General features: G+C 71.1%; 2 protein-coding genes. Both read left to right on the top strand.

The window, feature by feature from the left end:
• The first annotated feature begins 99 nt into the window (after positions 1–99).
• A complete protein-coding gene (locus ABZX37_RS02240) occupies positions 100–15,867 on the top strand; it encodes a type I polyketide synthase (protein ID WP_354735153.1) in 15,768 nt (5,255 codons plus the stop codon).
• Positions 15,864–21,350, top strand: a complete 5,487-nt coding sequence (locus tag ABZX37_RS02235; RefSeq protein ID WP_354735152.1) for a type I polyketide synthase — start codon at positions 15,864–15,866, stop codon at positions 21,348–21,350. Before ABZX37_RS02240 ends, ABZX37_RS02235 begins: the two co-directional genes overlap by 4 nt.
• The last annotated feature ends 15 nt before the right edge of the window (positions 21,351–21,365 follow it).

Raw genomic sequence — 21,365 nt, 5'->3', positions numbered from 1 at the left:
CCTAACGACGTTTTCTGGGGATCCGGCGCGGCGCGAGCCCGCCTTACGATCCGACCGACGACCCATGAATGCTGCCTGGCTACCGCGGTGGAGTGCGCAATGCGTGAGAGTGAGAAGAATCGGGAATCCGGCTTCGCGGAGCGGCTGACGCTTCTGCCGCCGGCGGACCGCGCGGGGTTCCTCGCCGGCGTGGTCCACGACGCGACGCGGGCGGCGCTGCAGGCCGCGCTGCCCGAGGTTCCGGCCGTCCTCGACCCGGAGAAAGCGTTCTCCGACCACGGTTTCGACTCGCTCGCGGCGGTGGAGCTGCACGCGCGGCTCACCGACGCGACCGGGCTGGAACTGCCGGTGACGCTGGCCTTCGACTATCCGACCCCGGCCGCGGTCGCGCGTTTCCTGCACGCCGAGGTGTTCGGCGCGGAGGAAACTGTCGCGGCGCTGGCCGCCGGCGGAGCGAACGACGAGCCGGTCGCGATCGTCGGCATCGGCTGCCGCTACCCGGGCGGCGCGGTGTCGCCGGAAGCGTTGTGGCAGCTGGTCGCCGACGAGGTGCACACCATCTCCGGCTTCCCGGAGGACCGCGGCTGGGACCTCGACAGCCTCTATGACCCGGACCCCGACAAGCCGGGCAGCAGCTACGTCACCTCGGGCGGATTCCTGCCCGGCGCCGGGGAATTCGACGCCGGGTTCTTCGGCATCGCGCCGCGCGAAGCGTCCGCGATGGACCCGCAGCAGCGGCTCGTTCTCGAGACCGCGTGGGAAGCGTTGGAGCGGGCCAAGATCGACCCGTCCACGCTGCGCGGCACTCCGGGCGGCGTGTTCATCGGCGCTGAGGCGCAGGAGTACGGCCCGCGGCTGCACGAAGCTCCCGACGGTCTCGACGGCTACCTTCTCACCGGCAACGCGCCCAGCGTCGTCTCCGGTCGGGTCGCTTACGCGCTCGGTCTCGAAGGACCGACGCTGACCGTTGACACCGCTTGCTCCGGCTCGCTGGTCGCGCTGCACTTGGCGGTGCAGGCGTTGCGGCGTGGGGAAACCCAGCTCGCGCTCGCTGGTGGCGTCGCGGTGATGGGTGCGCCGGGCACGTTCACTGCCTTCAGCCGTCAGCGTGGTCTCGCGGAAGACGGTCGCTGCAAGGCGTTCGCGGCGGCTGCGGACGGCACTGGGTTCGCCGAGGGTGTCGGTGTCCTGGTGCTGGAGCGGCTTTCCGACGCAGTCGCGAATGGACACACGGTACTCGCCGTGGTCCGCGGCTCGGCGATCAACTCCGACGGTGCGTCGAACGGCCTTACCGCGCCGAACGGTCCGTCGCAGCAGCGCGTGATCAAGCGCGCGCTGGCGGACGCTGGGCTGGAAGCGTCCGATGTGGACGCTGTTGAGGCGCACGGCACCGGTACTCGGCTCGGTGACCCAATCGAGGCGCAGGCGCTGCTGTCCACCTACGGGCAGGACCGCGAGACGCCGCTGCTCCTCGGGTCGATCAAGTCGAACATCGGTCACACGCAGGCTGCGGCGGGTGTCGCGGGCATCATCAAGATGGTCGAGGCGATCCGGCACGGCGTGCTCCCGAAGACGCTGCACGTGGACGAGCCGACGCCGCACGTCGACTGGACGACGGGCACCGTCGAGCTGCTGACCGAGCAGCGGGAATGGCCGGAGGGCGAACGTCCGCGCCGCGCTGGTATTTCGTCGTTCGGCGTGAGCGGCACCAACGCGCACGTCATCATCGAGCAGGCTCCGGCCGTCGAAACCACGGAAACCACGAGTGACGAGCTGCCGGTCGTTCCGCTCGTTGTCTCGGCGCGCAGCGAGGAAGCGCTGAAGGCACAGGCCGCCGCGCTGGCGTCCACTGTGGAATCCCAGCCGCTGACTGACCTCGGTTTCTCCCTCGCCACCACACGCGCCGCGCACGACCAGCGCGCCGTGGTTGTCGCGGAGAACGTTGCCGACGCGGTGCGCGGGCTGCAGGCGCTGGCAGCGGGGGAGCAGGACCCGAACGTCGTGCTCGGCGAGCGCACGCCGGGCAAGCTCGCGATGTTGTTCACCGGCCAGGGTTCGCAGCGCCTCGCGATGGGGCGTGAGCTGTATCTGGCGTACCCGAAGTTCGCCGAGGTCTTCGACGAGGCCCTCGACCACCTCGACGTGCAGATGGAGACCCCGCTGCGCGACGTCCTCTTCGGCGACGACGCCGCGGAGCTGAACGAGACGCAGTACACCCAGTGCGCCCTGTTCGCGGTCGAGGTCGCGCTGGCACGGCTGCTCGAATCGTGGGGCGTGCGGCCGGACATCCTGCTCGGCCACTCGATCGGCGAGCTCGCCGCCGCGCACATCGCGGGCGTGTGGTCGCTCGCCGACGCGTGCCTGGTCGTCGCCGCTCGCGGACGGCTCATGCAGGCGCTTCCGGAAGGAGGCGCGATGGTCGCCATCGCGGCGACCGAGGACGAGGTCCAGGCGCTGCTGGACGACCAGGTCAGCCTGGCCGCGGTGAACGGTCCGACGTCGGTCGTCGTTTCCGGCGAGCGCGAAGCGGTGGAAGCCGTCGTGTCGGTGTTCCGCATGCAGGGCCGCAAGATCAGCGAGCTGCGCGTCTCGCACGCGTTCCACTCGCCGCTGATGGAGCCGATGCTGGCCGAGTTCCGCGAGATCCTCGAGGTGGTCGACTACGCGGCCCCGGCGATCCCGGTCGTCTCGAACGTGACCGGCCGGATCGCGACCGCCGAAGAACTCTGCTCGCCCGGGTACTGGCTGTGGCACGTCCGCCGCGCGGTGCGGTTCGCCGACGGCGTCCAGGCGCTGGTCGACGCCGGTGTGACCACGGCGATCGAGGTCGGCCCGGACGCCGTGCTGTCGGCGATGGCCGCCGGCACGAGCGACGCCATCGCGTTCACCCCCGCACAGCGTCGCGACCGGCCCGAGGTCACCACCCTCGCCGCCGCGCTCGGCCGCCTGCACACCCGTGGCGTGGCGATCGACTGGACGGCCTTCTTCGGTCCGGCACAGGTTGTCGACTTGCCGACGTATGCCTTCCAGCACAAGCACTACTGGCTCACCGCGCCGACCGGACACGGCGACGCGGCGGACTTCGGCCAGCTGGCTTCCGGGCACCCGCTGCTCGCCGCCGAGATCGGCCTGGCCGGCGACGACGGCCTGGTCCTCACCGGCCGCGTCGCGCTGCGGACGCACCCATGGCTGGCCGACCACGCGATCGCGGGCACCCCGGTGCTGCCGGGTACCGCGTTCGTCGAGATGGCTTTGCACGCCGCCGCCCAGGTCGGCTACGGCGTGGTCGACGAGCTGACGCTGCAGGCCCCGCTCGCGCTGCCGGAGACCGGTGGCGTCGCGCTGCAGACGCTGGTCGGCCCGGACGTCGACGGCCGCCGCACCATCGAGTTCCACTCCCGTCCCGACAACGACGCCGACGCGGCCTGGACCCGGCACGCCATCGGTGTCCTCGCCGCTGGCCCGGTCGTCGAGCCCGCCCCGCGCGGCGAATGGCCGCCCGCCGGTGCCGAAGTGGTCGCGACGAGCGAGCTGTACACCGAACTGGCCGCGCAGGGTTACGGCTACGGCCCGCTGTTCCAGGGCCTGCGCACCGCGTGGAAGCGCGATGACGTCGTGTTCGCCGAGGTCGCGCTGCCTGCGACCGGTCGCGACGCGGCGTTCGGCGTCCACCCGGCGCTGCTCGACGCGGTCCTGCACGCCACCGACTTCGCCCCTGGCGAGGCACGGGAGCCGGACGAGATCCGGCTGCCGTTCGCGTGGACTGGCGTGCGACTGCACGCTTCCGGCGCGACCGAGGTCCGGGTGCGGATCACGTCCCCGGCCACCGGTGGCGTCTCGATCGACGTGACGGACGTGGCTGGTACGCCGGTGCTGTCCGTCGAGTCGTTCCGCTCGCGGCCGGTCCGCGAGGCCGACCTTGGCACGCAGGCGCGCGATCTGCTGTACACCGTCGAATGGACGCCGGTCACCAGCGAATCCGCGCTGCCGACGCTGGCTTCGCTGGGCTCGGTCAGCGGCTTCGACGTTCCAGTGGTCGACTCGCTCGTGTCGCTGGTCGACGTGCCCGAGGTCGTGCTGCTGCCGGTTTCCGTGCCGGGCAAGAACATCGCCGCCGCTGCCAAGCAGACCGCGCACCGCGTGCGGACGGTGCTGCAGCAGTGGCTTGAAGGCGACCGCTACGCCTCGTCGCGGCTGGTCGTGCTGACGCGCGGCTCGCTGGCCGACTCCGCCGTCCGCGGTCTCGTGCGTTCGGCCCAGGCCGAGCACCCGGGTCGCGTGGTCCTGGTCGAGGGCGCTGCCACCACGGCGACCCTGGCCACCGCGCTGGGCTCGGGCGAGCCGGAGCTGCGCATCGACGGTGACACGGTCTCCGCCGGTCGGATGGTCCGGTTGGCGGCCGAAAGCGGGGAGCCGACCTGGCGCGCCGACGGCACTGTGCTGATCACCGGCGGCACCGGCGGTCTCGGTGCCCAGGTCGCGAAGCACCTGGTCACGAAGCACGGCGTTCGTAGCCTGCTGCTGCTGAGCCGTCGCGGTCTCAACGCACCGGGTGCGGCCGAACTGGTCGACGAGCTGGCAGAGCTGGGAGCGACCGCGAAGGTGGTCGCCTCGGACGTCAGCAAGAAGCGTTCGCTGTCGGCGGCCATCAAGAAGGCCGAGCACCCACTGTCCGCCGTCGTGCACACCGCTGGCGTGCTGGACAACGCGATGATCGGCTCGCTGACCGCCGAGCAACTCGACGCAGTCCTGGCTCCGAAGCTCGACGCGGCGTGGGCGCTGCATGAGCTGACTGCGGAGATCGACCTGTCGGCGTTCGTCCTGTTCTCCTCCTCTGCGGGCCTCGCCGACGGTGCCGGACAAGCGAACTATGCCGCGGGCAACACCTTCCTCGACGCACTCGCCGAGCACCGGCACGCCGCTGGCCTGCCCGCGACGTCGCTGGCCTGGGGTCTCTGGGCCCCGGACGCCGGGCAGGCGATCGGCATGGGCGCGACACTGTCCGAAGTGGACCGAAACCGCATCGCGCGGCTGGGTCTGGCTCCGCTGACCGTGTCGGAAAGCCTTGCCGCTCTTGACGCTGCGCTCGGTACCGGCGTCCCGACGGTCGTCCCGACCCGCGTCGACCGAGCGGCACTGCGGTCGCGCGGCGAGGACGTTCCGGCCGTGCTGCGTGGGCTCGTTCCCGCCGGTCGTCGCCGGATCGCCGTCGCCAGCGGGGAAGTAACGCCCGAGCAGCAGTTCGCCGAGCGGTTCGCGCACCTCGCCGAGGCCGACCGAGACCGCGCGCTGCTCGACCTGGTGCGCACGCACGTCGCGGCTGTTCTCGGCCACGACAGCGCGGACGCGATCAGCCCGGCCCGCCCGTTCGGCGAGATCGGATTCGACTCGCTGGCCGCGGTGGAACTGCGCAACATCCTCGACTCGGTCACCGGCATGCGGCTGCCCGCCACGCTGGTGTTCGACTACCCGACGCCGCGCGCGCTCGCCGAGTACCTGGCGTCGCGGCTGGCCGGGCTGGCTCCTGCGCGTCTCGTTGCCCCGGTGACCACTGTGGACCCGGAGGAGCCGATCGCCATCGTCGGCATCGCTTGCCGGTACCCGGGTGGCGTCGCGACGCCGGAAGACCTGTGGCGACTGGTGTCCGAGGGCGAGGAAGCGCTGTCCGGCTTCCCGGTCGACCGCGGCTGGAACGTCGACTCGCTGTATGACCCGGAGCCCGGCAAGCCCGGCCACTCCTACGTCAAGCACGGCGCCTTCCTGCACGACGCGGCCGAGTTCGACGCGGACTTCTTCGAGATCAGCCCGCGCGAGGCGGCGGCGATGGACCCGCAGCAGCGGCTGTTGCTGGAGGTGTCCTGGGAAGCGTTCGAGCGCGCCGGAATTGACCCGGTTGCTTTGCGCGGCAGCGCGACCGGGGTGTTCGCCGGTGTGATGTACCACGACTGGGGCACCCGCCTCGGCACGGTCTCCGACGACATCGCGGGCTATCTCGGCAACGGCAGCCTCGCCAGCGTCGTGTCCGGCCGTGTGTCGTACGCGCTGGGTCTCGAAGGCCCGACGGTCACTGTGGACACTGCGTGCTCATCGTCGCTGGTCGCGCTGCACTGGGCGGTGCAGGCGCTGCGTCGCGGCGAGTGCACGCTGGCGCTGGCCGGCGGTGTCACCGTCATGTCCACTCCGGACACTTTTATCGACTTCAGCCGGCAGCGCGGGCTTTCCGCCGACGGCCGGTGCAAGGCCTTCGCCGAAGCGGCGGACGGCACCGGCTGGGGCGAGGGCGCGGGCATGCTGCTCGTCGAGCGGCTGTCCGACGCTCGCCGCAACGGGCACCCGGTGCTCGCGGTCCTCCGCGGCTCGGCGGTGAACCACGACGGCGCGTCGAACGGCCTTACCGCGCCGAACGGTCCTTCGCAGCAGCGGGTGATCGCCAAGGCGCTGGCCGACGCTGGTCTGCAGCCGTCCGAAGTGGACGCTGTCGAGGGGCACGGCACCGGCACCACGCTGGGCGACCCGATCGAGGCGCAGGCGTTGCTGGCCACCTACGGCCAGGACCGTTCCGAGGACCAGCCGTTGTGGCTCGGGTCGATCAAGTCGAACATCGGCCACACCCAGGCCGCGGCGGGTGTCGCGGGCATCATCAAGATGGTCATGGCGATGCGGCACGGCCAGTTGCCGCAGACGCTGCACGTCGATCGTCCGTCCACTGTGGTCGATTGGGAGACCGGAGCGGTCCGGCTGCTGACCGAAGCACGGGACTGGTCGCCGGACCGGCCGCGCCGCGCCGCGGTGTCGTCGTTCGGCATCAGCGGCACGAACGCGCACGTCATCCTGGAACAGGCTCCGGCGATCCCGGTCGAGCGGCCTTCCGAGACCCAGACGATCGTTCCGGTCGCACTGTCCGGCCGGTCCGCCGCCGCGGTGCGCGGACAGGCGGCGCGGCTGCGTTCTTGGCTGGCTGAGGGCGTTTCCGTCGCGGAGATCGCGCGTTCGCTGGCTGCGACGCGGGCCTCTCTCGAACATCGCGCGGTGGTTGTCGCCGAGACCGCGGCCGAACTTGCCGACGGACTCGACGCGCTGGCGAGCGGCGATGCGCCGACGGGCCAGGTCGTGGACGGGAAGCTCGCGTTCCTGTTCTCGGGCCAGGGCGCGCAGCGGGTTGGCATGGGACGCGAGCTGTACGACGCGTACCCGGCCTTCGCGACGGCGTTCGACGCGGTGTGCGCGGCGATCGACCCGCTGGTCGACGTGCCGCTGCGGGACGTCGTGTTCGGCACCACCGAACTCGCCGACCGCGGCCTGCTGGACCAGACGCAGTACACCCAGACCGGGCTGTTCGCGGTCGAGGTCGCGCTGTTCCGGCTCGCCGAGTCGTGGGGCTTCCGGCCCGACGCGCTCGCCGGGCACTCGATCGGCGAGCTCGCCGCGGCTCACGTCGCGGGCGTGCTTTCCCTGGAGGACGCGGCAAAGCTGGTCGCCGCGCGCGGCCGGTTGATGGGTGCGCTGAACGATCGTCGCGGCGCGATGGTTTCGTTCGCCGCGACCGAAGAGACGGTTCGAGAACTGCTGCAGGGCCACGAGGACGCGGTCAGCATCGCAGCGGTGAACGGCCCGGCCGCCGTGGTCGTCTCGGGTGGCGCGGACGTGGTCGCCGAGATCGAGCGGTCGGCTGGCGATGTCCAAACGCGACGGTTGCGCGTGAGCCACGCGTTCCACTCGCCGCTGATGACGCCGATGCTCGACGAGTTCCGCGAGATCGCCGCTGGTTTGAAGTACGACGCACCGAAGATCCCGATCGTCTCGACGGTCACTGGGAAACTCGCCACCGACGACGAGCTGCGTTCGCCGGAGTACTGGGTCACCCATGTCCGCGAGACGGTCCGGTTCGGCGCTGCGGTTACGACCCTGGCGGAGAGCGGCGTCCAGACGTTCCTGGAGATCGGCCCGGACAGCGTGCTGTCCGCGCTCGGCCCGCAGAGCGTCGAAGCGGAGTTCGTCCCGTTCGGACGGCGCGACCAGGACGAGGTGCGCACCGCGCTCACCGCGGCCGGTCGTCTGCACATCCGCGGCGCGGCGAAGCTCGGCCCGCTGCTCGGCGACGGTCCGGTCCGGCTTGACCTGCCGACGTATGCCTTCCAGCACAAGCGTTACTGGCTCGACGCGACCCCGTCCAGCGATGTCGCTTCGGTCGGCCAGCAGCCGCTGGCACACCCGATGCTGGGCGCGGTCGTGGCACTGTCCGGTTCGGACACCACTGTCCTCACTGGACGGTTGTCCGCCTCGTCGGTGCCGTGGGTGGCCGACCACGTGGTGAAGGGCGCGATCCTGGTGCCCGGCACCGGGTTCGTCGAGCTGGCCGTCGCGGCTGGTGACCAAGTCGGCCACCCGGTGGTCGAGGAGTTGACGCTGCAAGCGCCGCTCATCCTGCCGCCGGACGGCGCGGTCGCGCTCCAGGTCGTGGTCGGCCCCGCGAACGGCGACCGCCGCCCGGTCACCGTGTTCTCCCGCCCGGTCGAATCGGACGGCGACTGGACCCAGCACGCGCTGGGCACCCTGTCCGCCGCCGCGCGGCCGGAACCGGCTGGTCTCACCGAATGGCCGCCGGCGGGCGCGACCCCGATCCCGGTCGAGGGCGCGTACGAACTGCTCAACGAACGTGGCTACGGCTACGGCCCGGCGTTCCAAGGCCTCCAGGCCGCGTGGCGGCGAGGCAACGAGGTGTTCGCCGAGGTCGCGCTGCCGGAGCCGGCCGCGTCCACGGCGGGTTCCTACGGCCTGCACCCGGCGCTTCTCGACACTGCGATGCACGCCGACCTTCTCGGAGACCCGAGCGGTTCGACGCTGCTTCCGTTCGTGTGGAACGGCGTCACGCTGCACGCGGTCGGCGCTTCCGTGCTGCGAGTGCGGATCGTGCGGATCGACGGCGACGAGCTGTCCTCCATCGAGGTCGCGGACGGTGAGGGCAATCCGGTCGCTTCGGTCGAGTCACTGGTCTCGCGGCCGGTGCGGACTGAGTTGGCCGCGCAGGCGGAAACCACGGACGGTTCGCTGCTCAAGATCGGCTGGCAGTCCGTGCCGGTCCCGGCCGCGGAGCCGGGCGATGTCGTCGCGATCGGCCGTGGCCGAGTCGGCGTGGCCGCCACCTACAGCGGGTTCGCGGACCTGCTCGGTGCGGTGGACCGCGGCGAGCCGGTGCCCGGTCTCGTGACGCTCTCGGTGCCTGCCGCGGATGGCACGGTGCCAGAAGCGGCGCGGGCCAACGTGACCTGGCTGCTTGCCGAGATCCAGGCGTGGCTGGCCGAATCGCGGCTGACCGAGACGAAACTCGCCATCGTCACGCAGTCGGCGGTCCCGGCTGGCGAGTCCACTGTGGACGTCACGCAGGGTCTGCTGTGGGGCCTCGCCCGGGCGGCGCAAGCCGAGCACCCCGGCCGCGTGTTCCTGATCGACGCCGACACGGATACCAAGGTCGAGACGATCGCCGCGGTGGTCGCCTCGGGTGAGCCGGAAGCGGCGATCCGCGCCGGTTCGGTGCTCGCCCCGCGCTACACCCGCACCGAATCGACCGGCACGACCTCGTGGGACGGCACCGTCCTGATCACCGGCGGCACCGGCGGTCTCGGCAGCCTGCTGGCGCGTTACCTGGTGGCCGAGCACGGCGTGCAGAGCCTGGTGCTCACCAGCCGCCGCGGCCTCGACGCACCGGGCGCCGCGCAGTTGGTCGAAGAGCTGACTGACCTGGGCGCGACGGTCCAGGTGGCGGCTTGCGACGTCTCGGACCGCGAGGCGGTCGAGCAGCTGGTCAACGGTCTGCCGGACCTCGGCGCGGTGGTGCATGCCGCCGGTACCGCCGACAGCGGCGTCTTCGATTCCCTCACCGCAGAACAGCTTGACAAGGTCCTGCGGCCGAAGGTTGACGCAGCCTGGCACCTGCACGAACTGACCGCCGACCGGCAGCTGTCCGCGTTCGTCATGTTCTCCTCGGCTGGCGGCCAGGTGCTGCCCGCCGGACAGGCGAACTACGCGGCGGCCAACGCCTTCCTCGACGGACTCGCCGAACACCGGCGCGCGGCCGGGCTTCCGGCAACCGCGCTGGCCTGGGGTCTGTGGGCGGAGAACACCGGACTCGGCGGCGACCTCGCCGAAGCCGACCTCGCCCGGATGGCCCGCCTGGGCCTGCCCGCGGTGACCGCCGAGCAGGGCCTGGCCCTGTTCGACGCCGCCGTCGCCACGGAAGACGCGGTCATCGCGCCACTTCGCGTGGACGTCCCGGCCCTGCGGGCACGCACCGACGAACTGCCCGCACTGCTGCGTGGTTTCGTGCCGCCGAAGGCGCGTCGCGTGGCGAAGGCGGCCAAGGCGGCGGACAACGCGCTCGCCGACGAACTGGCCGCATTGGTCGAAAGCGAACGGGACCGGGTGCTGCTCGACCTCGTCCGCACGCAGGTGGCCACCGTGCTCGGCTACGCGGACAAGTCCGAAGTGGACGGAACGCGGGCGTTCAAGGAGCTGGGCTTCGACTCGCTGGCCGCGGTCGAACTCCGCAACCTCCTCGGCACCGCGACCGGCCTGACGCTGCCCGCGACGCTGATCTTCGACCACCCGACCGCCAAGGCCGTCGCGGACTTCGTGAAGGGCAAGCTGCTCGGCGCGGTCGCGAAGACCCCGGCGACGGCGGCCCGGACGAACGCGTCGATGCAGGAACCGATCGCGATCGTCGGCATGGCCTGCCGCTACCCGGGCGGCGTCCGGTCGCCGGAGGACCTGTGGCGGCTGCTGGTCGACGAGGTCGACGCGGTGTCCGGCTTCCCGACCAACCGCGGCTGGGACACCGAAGGCATCTACGACCCGGAACGTGGCAAACGCGGCAAGACCTACGCCAACCAGGGCGGCTTCCTGCACGACGCGGCGGAGTTCGACCCGGCGTTCTTCGGCATCGGCCCGCGCGAGGCGATGGCGATGGACCCGCAGCAGCGGCTCCTGCTGGAGACCGCGTGGGAGGCCATCGAGCGCGCCGGGATCGACCCGACCGTGCTGCGCGGCAGCCTGACCGGCGTCTTCACCGGCGCGATGTACGACGACTACGGCAGCCGCGCTCCCGGCGCCCCGGCCGACGTCGCCGCCTACATCCCGAACGGGAGCTCCGGCGCGGTCGTCTCCGGCCGCATCTCCTACCTGCTCGGCCTCGAGGGCCCGAGCATGACGGTGGACACCGCGTGCTCGTCCTCGCTGGTCACGCTGCACCTCGCGGTGCAGGCGCTGCGGGCGGGGGAGTGCGGGCTGGCGCTGGCCGGCGGTGTCACAGTGCTGTCGCAGTCGGATCTGTTCGTCGACTCCAGCCGCCAGGGCGTGCTTTCGCCCAACGGCCGGTCGAAGTCGTTCTCCGCGGCTTCGGACGGCGTCGGCTGGGCCGAGGGCGCGGGTCTGCTCCTGTTGGAGCGGCTGTCCGACGCGCAGCGCAACGGCCACGAGGTGCTCGCGGTGGTCCGGTCGAGCGCGGTCAACCAGGACGGTGCGTCCAACGGCCTGACCGCCCCGAACGGCCCGTCGCAGGAACGCGTGATCCACGCGGCCCTCGCGGCTGGAGGGCTGCAACCGTCCGATGTGGACGCTGTCGAGGCGCACGGTTCGGGCACGAAGCTCGGAGACCCGATCGAGGCGCAGGCACTGCTGGCCACCTACGGCCAGGACCGCGAGCGGCCCCTGTACTTGGGTTCGGTGAAGTCGAACATCGGGCACGCGCAGGCGTCCGGTGGTGCGGCTGGCGTGATGAAGGTCGTGCAAGCGTTGCGGCACAACATGTTGCCGAAGACGATGCACGTCGACGCGCCGTCGCCGGTCGTCGACTGGACCACGGGCAACATCGAGCTGCTCACCGAGCCGCGGCCGTGGCTGCCGAACGGGCACCCGCGTCGCGCTGGTGTCTCGTCGTTCGGCATCAGCGGCACCAACGCACACATCATCATCGAGGAGGCACCGCCCGCTCCGGCCACCGAAACCCGGCGCACCGCACCGGAACTCCCGGCAATCCCGTTGCCGCTGGCCGGTTCGGTCGCGTCGGCGCTCGCCGACCAGGCCGCCCGGCTGGCCGCGCACCTGCGGGCCAACCCGGACGTCAGCCTGACCGACATCGGCTACTCGCTGGCCACCGGTCGCGCCGCGCTTGACCACCGCGCGGTGGTCCTGGCGGCTGACCGTGAAGCAGCGCTGAAGGCGCTCGACGGACTGGCCGAAGGCCGGACCCCGGCGGGCACTGTGGCGGGCACGGTCAGCGCGGCCGACCTGACGGCGTTCCTGTTCACCGGACAGGGCGCGCAGCAGCCGGGCATGGGACGCGGACTGTACGAGGCGTTCCCGGCCTTCGCCGGAGCGTTCGACGAGATTTGCGGACTCTTCGACACCGAGCTGGAAACCACGCTCAAGCAGGTCATCTGGGAAGACTCGCCGCTGCTCAACCAGACCGCGTACACGCAATGCGCGCTGTTCGCGATCGAGGTCGCGCTGTATCGGCTGGTCGAATCCTGGGGCGTCACGCCGGATTACGTCGCCGGGCACTCCATCGGCGAACTCGCCGCGGCGCACGTCTCCGGAGTGTTCTCGCTGGCTGACGCCTGCTCGTTGGTCGCCGCTCGCGGGCGGTTGATGCAGGCGCTGCCGACCGGCGGCACGATGGCGGCGATCGCGGCCACCGAGGACGAGGTGCGAGCCTCGCTTCCGGACGGGGTGGACGTCGCGGCGGTGAACGGGCCGCGGTCGGTGGTCATCTCGGGTCCGGAAGAGGCGGTGCAGGCGGCGATGGCGGCCTTCAAGGAAGCCGGTCGCCGGACGAAGCAGCTGGTCGTGTCGCACGCGTTCCACTCGTCGCTGATGGAGCCGATGCTGGCCGAGTTCGCGGTGGTGGCGGAGAAACTGACCTACTCCGCGCCGTCGATCCCGGTGGTGTCGAACGTGACCGGCAAGATCGCGACCGCCGCCGAACTGTGCTCGCAGCAGTACTGGGTGGGCCACGTGCGGGAGGCCGTCCGGTTCGCCGACGGAGTCAGCACTTTGCTCGCCGCGGGCGTGACGCGCTTCGTGGAGCTCGGGCCGGACGCGGTGCTCACCGGGATGGCGCGCGAATGCGACACCGCGGTGGCCGACCGGCCGGACCGGGTCGTCCAGGTGCCCGCGATGCGGCGCGGCCGGGCCGAGGTGCCGACCGTGTTCACCGCGCTGGCGACGCTGTTCTCCCGGGGCGCGAAGATCGACTGGAAGGCGCTGTTCGCCGGCCAGGGTGCGTCCACTGTGGACCTGCCGACCTACGCGTTCCAGAACAAGTCGTACTGGCTTGATGCGACGAAGCCGACTGGCGACGTCAGCACTTTGGGCGCACAGTCCGCCGGACACCCGCTGCTGGGTGCGCTGGTGGAACTGCCCGACGGCGGCGCGGTACTGACCGGACGGCTGTCGGTCGCGACGCAGCCGTGGCTGGCCGACCACGTGGTGATGGGGCGGACGATGCTGCCCGGCACCGCGTACGTCGAGCTGGCGATTCACGCCGGCGACCAGGTCGGGTGCAACCTCCTGGAGGAGTTGACGCAGCAAGCGCCGCTGCTGCTGACCGACGACGGGGTCGACCTGCGCGTGGTCATCAGCGCGCCGGACGGCAGCGGTCGCCGGGAGCTGTCGGTGCACTCGCGGACCGAGTCCGGCTGGGTCCAGCACGCCGCGGGCACGCTGGCCAACGGTGCGGCCGCGGACTTCTCGCTGAGCGAGTGGCCGCCAGCCGGTGCGGAACAGGTTGATCTGACCGGGTTGTACGACGACCTGGCCGGGCTCGGCTTCGGCTACGGCCCGACGTTCCGCAACCTGCGGGCGATCTGGCTGTGCGAAGGCGAGGTGTACGCCGAGGTCGCACTGCCGGAAGGCACTGCGGCGAACGAGTTCGGCCTGCACCCGGGCCTGCTCGACTCGGCGCTCGGCGCGACGGACTTCCTGATCCCGGGCGGTCCGAAGGCGTTGACCGAGACGACCATCCCGTTCGCGTGGAACTCGGTGTCGCTGCAGGCCAGCGGTGCGACCGCGCTGCGGGTCCGGGTCCGGAAGACCGACAGCGGCTCGTCGCTCGACCTGGCGGACGCCGCTGGTGCTCCAGTGGCACAGATCGCTTCGCTGGTCACGCGGCCAGTGTCGGAAGGCCAGCTCGGCGCGAAGGTGCCGGACTCGCTGTACCGGATCGAATGGCAGCCCGCTTCGGGCGTGCGGCTGGTGCCTTCGCTGGACGGTTGGGCCGTGCTCGGCACCGACGACCTCGGTCTCGGGGTGCCGTTGAAGGCTGAGCCGGTCGATGCGGATGTGCTGGTGCTGCCGGTCGGTTCGGGTGCTGGCTCGGTGCCTTCTCGGGTGCACGAGGTTGTCCAGGAAACGTTGCGGCACTTGCAGAACTGGCTGTCCACTGGGGACGGCAAGCTGATCGTGGTCACTCGCGACGAGCTGGCGCAGGCTCCGGTCTGGGGTCTGGTGCGGGCCGCGCAGGCGGAGAATCCCGGCCGGATCCAGGTCGTGGACCTCGACGCTTCGGCCGAGTCGGCCCGGGCGCTGCCCGCGGTCGTCGCTTCCGGCGAACCGGAGGCCCGGGTGCGGAACGGCGAGGTGCGCGTGCCGCGGCTGACCCGGGTCACCGAGGTCGGCGAGACGGTCGAGTGGGATCCGGACGGCACGGTGCTGATCACCGGCGGCGCGGGTCTGCTCGGCGGGCTGCTGGCGCGGCACCTGGTCGCTCGCGGTGCCCGTGACCTGGTCCTGACCAGCCGTCGCGGTCTCGACGCGGCGGGAGCGCGGGAACTGGTCGACGAACTGGCCGGCGAGGGCGCGAAGGTGACTGTCGCCGCGTGCGACGTCACCGACCGGGACGCGCTGGCGAAGCTGCTCGACACGCTGCCGCGGCTGACCGCCGTGGTGCACGCGGCCGGGCAGATGGACAGTGCGGTGCTGAGTGCTCTGACGCCGGAGCAGGTCGAGAATGTGTTGCGGCCCAAGGTGGACGCGGCCTGGAACCTGCACGAGCTGACGGCTGCTCGGGACCTGAAGGCGTTCGTCCTCTACTCCTCGGCGGGCGGCCTGCTGCTCGCGGCGGGGCAGGCGAACTACGCGGCCGGGAACGTGTTCCTGGACGCGCTGGCCGAGCACCGCTCTTCGCTTGGCCTCCCGGCGACCTCGCTCGCGTGGGGTCCGTGGGAAGGCACCGACGGCGAGGTGGACCTGGCGCACATCGCTCGGTCCGGCGTCGCGGAATTGACTGCGGCTGAGGGGTTGGAGCTGTTCGATGCGGCGCTGGCTGCTTCGGCGGCGGCGTTGGTGCCGGTGAAGCTCGACCTCAAGGACGCCGACCGCGCGTCGGCGCTGCTGAAGGGTCTCGTCACTGCCGGACCGCGACGGGCCGCTGTTGCCTCGTCGTCGGCCGCAGCACCGGAGGCCGGGTTCGCCGACAAGCTCGCCACGCTCCCGGCGGACGAGCGGGACTCGGCGGCGCTGAACCTGGTGTGCGAGCACACGGCGGCAGTTCTCGGCTATGACGAGGCGTCGGCGGTCGGGGTCGAAAAGGGCTTCACCGACCTGGGCATCGATTCGCTCGCCGCGCTGGAACTGCGCAACCGGCTCGGCGCCGCGACCGGGCTGCGGCTGCCCGCGACGCTGATCTTCGACTACCCGAGCCCGCTGCCCTTGGCCCGGCACCTGCTGGCGGAACTGGCACCTGCCGAGCCTGAGGTTTCCGCGGAAGAACTGAACGGCACCGACGACGCGGCGGCGGCAGTCGCCTCGATGGACCTGGCCGACCTGGTCCGCTCCGCGATGGGCGGCACCGACGAACGGGGTGAATCCCAGTGACCGACAAGTCCGCTCCTTCGACCGAGCAGATCGTCGCCGCGCTGCGGCAGTCCATGACGGACAACGAACGGCTCCGTGCGGACAACCAGCGGCTGGCCGCGCGGCAGTCCGAGCCGATCGCGATCATCGGCATGGGCTGCCGGTACCCCGGCGGGGTGACCACGCCCGCGCAGCTGTGGGACCTGGTGGCCGGCGGCGTCGACGCGATCGGCGAGTTCCCGGCCGACCGCGGCTGGGACACCGCCGCCCTGCACGACCCGACCGGCGCCCGGCCCGGCACGACCTACTCGAACGAAGGCGGTTTCCTTTACGACGCCGCCGATTTCGAGCCGGAGTTCTTCGGCATCAGCCCGCGCGAGGCGGTCACGCTGGACCCGCAGCAGCGGTTGCTGCTCGAGACCGCGTGGGAAGCCGTCGAACGCGCCGGGATCGTGCCGTCCACGCTGAAGGGCAGCGCGACCGGGGTGTTCACCGGCGTCATGTACCACGACTACGGCGCGGGCAGCAGCGACGGCAGCCTGATCTCCGGGCGCGTCTCGTACACGCTCGGCCTCGAAGGCCCGTCCGTGTCGGTTGATACCGCCTGCTCGTCCTCGCTGGTCGCGATGCATCTTGCCGCACAAGCACTTCGGCGCGGGGAATGCTCGCTGGCCTTGGCGGGCGGCGTGACGGTGATGGTCACGCCGGACATGTTCGTGTACTTCAGCGAACAACACGGCCTGTCCTCGGACGGCCGGTGCAAGGCCTTCGGCAGCGGCGCGGACGGCGTCGGGTGTTCTGAAGGTGCCGGAATGCTTCTGCTGGAACGGCTTTCGGACGCTCGACGCAACGGCCACCACGTGCTCGCGGTGCTGCGCGGCAGCGCGGTGAACTCGGACGGTGCTTCGAGCGGGATCACTGTGCCCAACGGTCCAGCTCAGCAGCGGGTAATCCGTGCCGCTCTGGCCGATGCCGCACTGGAACTGTCCGATGTGGACGCCGTGGAAGCGCACGGCACCGGCACCAAGCTGGGCGACCCGATCGAGGCTCAGGCCCTGATCTCCACCTACGGCAAGGTCGCCACCCCTTCACGCCCCTTGTATGTCGGTTCTTTCAAGTCGAACGTCGGACATACCCAGGCTGCCGCCGGGGTCGGCGGGGTCATCAAGATGGTCGAGGCCCTCCGGCGGGGCGTCCTTCCGCCGACGCTGCACGCGGATGAGCCCTCGCCGCACGTTGACTGGGCGGATGGCACCGTCGCGCTGCTGAACGAATCGACACCTTGGCCGTCGACCGACCGCCCCCGGCGGGCCGCGGTGTCGTCGTTCGGCATCAGCGGAACGAACGCGCACGTGATCGTTGAGGAAGGCGATCCGGTTTCTGCGCCTTCCTCTTCTTCGGGGCCGGTTACCTGGTTGCTCTCGGCTTCTTCCCCGGAAGCTTTGCGGGCGCAGGCTTCCCAGCTGGCTGGTTCTGCTCCTTCGGGCTCCGCCGCGGACGTCGGACTTTCCCTTGCCACGACGCGAACCCTCAGCGAACGCCGGGCCGGGGTGGTGGCCGCTGATCGGGAAGCTGCGGCGCGCGCTCTGGGAGATTATGCAGCAGGCCGCGCTCCTTCCTCGGTGGTCGAAGGCGTGGCTTCTGCTCCTCGCGTGGCCTTCCTCTTCACTGGCCAAGGCGCGCAACGGGCTGGCATGGGCCTAGACCTCGCCGCCGCGTACCCGGTCTTCGCCGCCGCCCTGGACGAGGTCGGTGCCGCACTGGACCTAGATATTCCGTTGCGTACCTTGCTAGCCGACGCAGACCGACTCGACCAGACCGGCTACACGCAACCCGCTCTGTTCGCGGTCGAAGTCGCCCTGTACCGGCTCCTGGAGTCGTGGGGCATCCAGCCTGCTTACCTGCTGGGACATTCCGTCGGAGAAATCGCCGCCGCTCACGTCGCCGGGGTGCTTTCCCTTGCGGACGCCGGAAAACTGGTAGTCGCCCGCGCTCGGCTGATGCAAGCGCTGCCCACCGGCGGGGCGATGGTCGCGGTGCAGGCTACCGAGGACGAGGTGCTTCCGCTACTAACCGACGGTGTAGGAATCGCCGCCGTGAACGGCCCTCGGTCGGTGGTAGTGTCGGGGATAGAAGAAGAAGTACTTGCGGTTGCTGGGAAATTTGATCGAACTTCGCGGTTGCGGGTGTCGCACGCGTTCCATTCGCCGCTCATGGACCCGATGCTGGACGAGTTCGCCGCGGTGGCGCGCACGCTGACGTACTCTGAGCCATCGGTGCCAATTATGTCCACAGTGGACATTGCGGCGAATGTGGCGACGCCGGACTACTGGGTGCGCCAGGTCCGTTCAGCAGTGCGCTTCGCAGACGGCGTCCGGGCGCTGGCCGAGGCCGGAGCGAACACCTTCGTCGAAGTCGGCCCGAGCGCGGTGCTGACCGCGATGGGGCAGAGCTGTGTCGATGGCGCTGGTGCTGTGGTGGGAGGGGAGGGCGGGCCCGCCGGTGGTTCCGCCGACGCCACGAGCCTCGCCGACACCGCCAGCCTCGCCAACGCCACCGCACTCGCCAACGGCACGGCGCTCGCCAGCGGCACGGCGCTCGCCAACGCGACCGCACTCGCCAACGGCCCGGCACTCGCCAACGCCACCTTCGTCCCCGTCCTGCGCAAGGACCGAGCCGAAGCGGAGTCGGCCGCCGCTGCGGTCGCGACTCTGTTCACGCTCGGCGGGACCGTCGACTGGGACGCGTTCTACTCCGGCGCGCACGTGGTCGAACTCCCGACCTACGCCTTCCAGCGCAAGCGCTACTGGCTGGACAACCCCACCGGCGCGCGGGCTCGCGGCGTGGCCGAGGTCGGGCAGCGCGAAGCGGCGCACCCGCTCCTCGGCGCGGTGGTCGGCACTGCGGACTCCGGCGGCGTCGTCCTCACCGGACTGCTCTCGCTGGCCGCGCAGCCATGGCTGGCTGACCACGTCGTCCAGGGCAACGCGCTGTTCCCCGGCACGGCGTTCGTCGAGCTGGCCGTGCGAGCGGGCGACGAGGTCGGCTGCGGCCGGGTCGACGAACTCACTCTGGCCGCCCCGCTGATCCTGCCCGAACAGGGCGCGGTGCGGCTGCAGGTGACCGTCGGCACCGAGGAAGACGACGGCACCCGCGCGCTCGGGATCTTCTCCCAGGCCGAGGACGCCGACGAGTGGGTCCAGCACGGCAGCGGCCGGCTCTCCCCAGCCAGTGAGCCGTCCGCGGTCGCCGCGGCGTGGCCGCCGGCCGGAGCCACGGAGATCGACGTGACCTCCCGGTACGACGAGCTGGCCGCGCAAGGCTTCGACTACGGCCCGGTTTTCGCGGGCCTGCGTCGAGCCTGGCAGGCGGGCGACGTGCTGGCCGTCGAGGTCGCGCTGCCCGAGCACGCCGACGGCAGCGCGTTCGGCCTGCACCCGGCGTTGCTGGACGCGGCCCTGCACACGATCGGCCTCGCCGGGCCGACCGAGGACAAGCCGGTCCTGCCGTTCGCGTGGTCCGGCGTCTCGCTCTACGCCGGCGGCGCGGCGACCCTGCGCGTGCTGATCTCGTCGGACGTCGAGAACACCGTCTCGCTCACCGCGACGGACGCGTCCGGCGCACCCGTGCTGCGCGTGGACTCGCTGGCGCTGCGCCCCATCGCGGACGACGCGTTCGCCTCGGTCGAGCGTTCGGCGGTGGACGATTCGCTGTTCCGCGTCGACTGGATCCCGTGGCAGGGCGACGACGTCACCGCAGTCACCACCGCGATCCTGGGCAACGACCCCTTCAACCTCGGCGGAGAGTCCTATGTGGACCTCAACGCACTGCTGGGCGCTATCCACAACGGCGCCTTGGTGCCGGACGTCGTCTACGTGCCCTTCGCCGCCCCGGAGACAGGAACTCCGGAAGCCGCTCGCGCAGCCGTCCACAACCTCCTTTCCCTAACCCAATCCTGGGTTGCCGAGGATGTCCTGGCCGCTTCGCGTCTGGTCGTCGTCGCCTCCGGCGCGATCGCCACTCGTCCCGACGAGGGCCCGCCCGACCTCACCCACGCCGCGCTGTGGGGCGTGATTCGCACCGCGCAACTCGAGTACCCAGACCGATTCATGGTGGTAGACCTCGACAACGGCCCGCTCCCGATCGGCTCAGTGCTCGGCGCGATGTACGCCGACGAACCTGGCGTCGCAGTCCGGGACGGCGCGGTTTTGGTGCACCGCCTGGCGAAGTACGTCCCGTCCGGCACCGTCAGCTTCGACCCGGACGGCACCGTCCTGGTCACCGGCGGCACCGGCGTGCTCGGCCAGCTGATCGCCCGGCACCTGGTCACCGAACACGGCGTCCGCAACCTGCTCATCACGAGCCGCCGCGGCCCCGCCGCTCCCGGAGCCGACGAGTTCGTCGCCTCCCTGACCGAACTGGGCGCGTCAGTCTCGCTGGTGGCCTGTGACCTGGCCTCCCGAGATGCCGTCGCAGACCTCATCGCCGACGTTCCGTCCGACCACCCGTTGACCGCGGTAATCCACACCGCCGGTGTCGTCGACGACGGCGTGCTGCTGTCGCTGACCCCGGAACGGATGGACGCCGTACTCCGCCCGAAGGTCGACGCCGCGTGGCATCTGCACGAACTGACCGCGTCCCTGGACCTGGCCGCCTTCGTGCTGTACTCCTCGGCGGGCGGAACCCTCGGCGCGGCAGGCCAAGCCAACTACTCCGCGGCGAACGTCTTCCTGGACGCCCTCGCGCACCACCGTGCGGCACAAGGCTTGCCAGCCGTGTCGCTCGCCTGGGGCCTGTGGTCCGAAGGCGGCATGTCCAACGATCTGGCCGACACCGACCTGATCCGCATGGCCAGGTCCGGCGTCTTCGGCCTGTCCTTCGCCGACGGCTTGGAACTGTTCGACGCGACAGTCGCCGCCGGCCAGCCGTCGCTGGTACCGGTGCGGCTGGACATGTCCGGCCTCCGCGCCGACGCCCACAGCGTCCCCGCGATGCTGCGCGGCCTGATCCGAGGCCGCCGCCGCGTCGAGGTCGTCGACGATTCCTGGAACCAGGTACTGCGCCTGTCCGGTGCCGAACGCGTACGGGCCGCCGTCGACCTGGTCTGCGGCACCGCCGCCGTAGTCCTGGGCCACGAACGACGGGACGCGGTAGACCCGCGAAAGGGTTTCATCGAACTGGGCTTCGATTCCCTGACCGCGATCGAACTGCGCAACCGCCTGGACGTCCTCACCGGCATGCGCCTGCCCGCGACGCTGATCTTCGACTACCCGTCCGTGCAGGTCCTGGGAGAACACCTCGTCGCGGACGGCGCTCCGTCGGCAGTCGAGATCCAGTTGGACGCGCTGGAAAACGTCGTGCGAGCCCTGGAACCGGACGAGGTCTCCGGAGTCGTGACGAGGTTGAAGGCAGTGCTGGCGTCGCTGATCCCGGACGAGGAAGTGGAAGGAGCCAGCGCGGACGAGCTGTTCGCACTGCTGGACGAGGAACTGGAAGCCAGGTAGTCCTTTGGGGGCCGC

The organism is Amycolatopsis sp. NPDC004079 (genome assembly GCF_040610415.1).
Classification (GTDB): Bacteria; Actinomycetota; Actinomycetes; order Mycobacteriales; family Pseudonocardiaceae; genus Amycolatopsis; species Amycolatopsis halotolerans.
The sequence above is the reverse complement of the archived record's forward strand: the minus strand, read 5'-3'. Positions and strand labels throughout refer to the sequence as shown.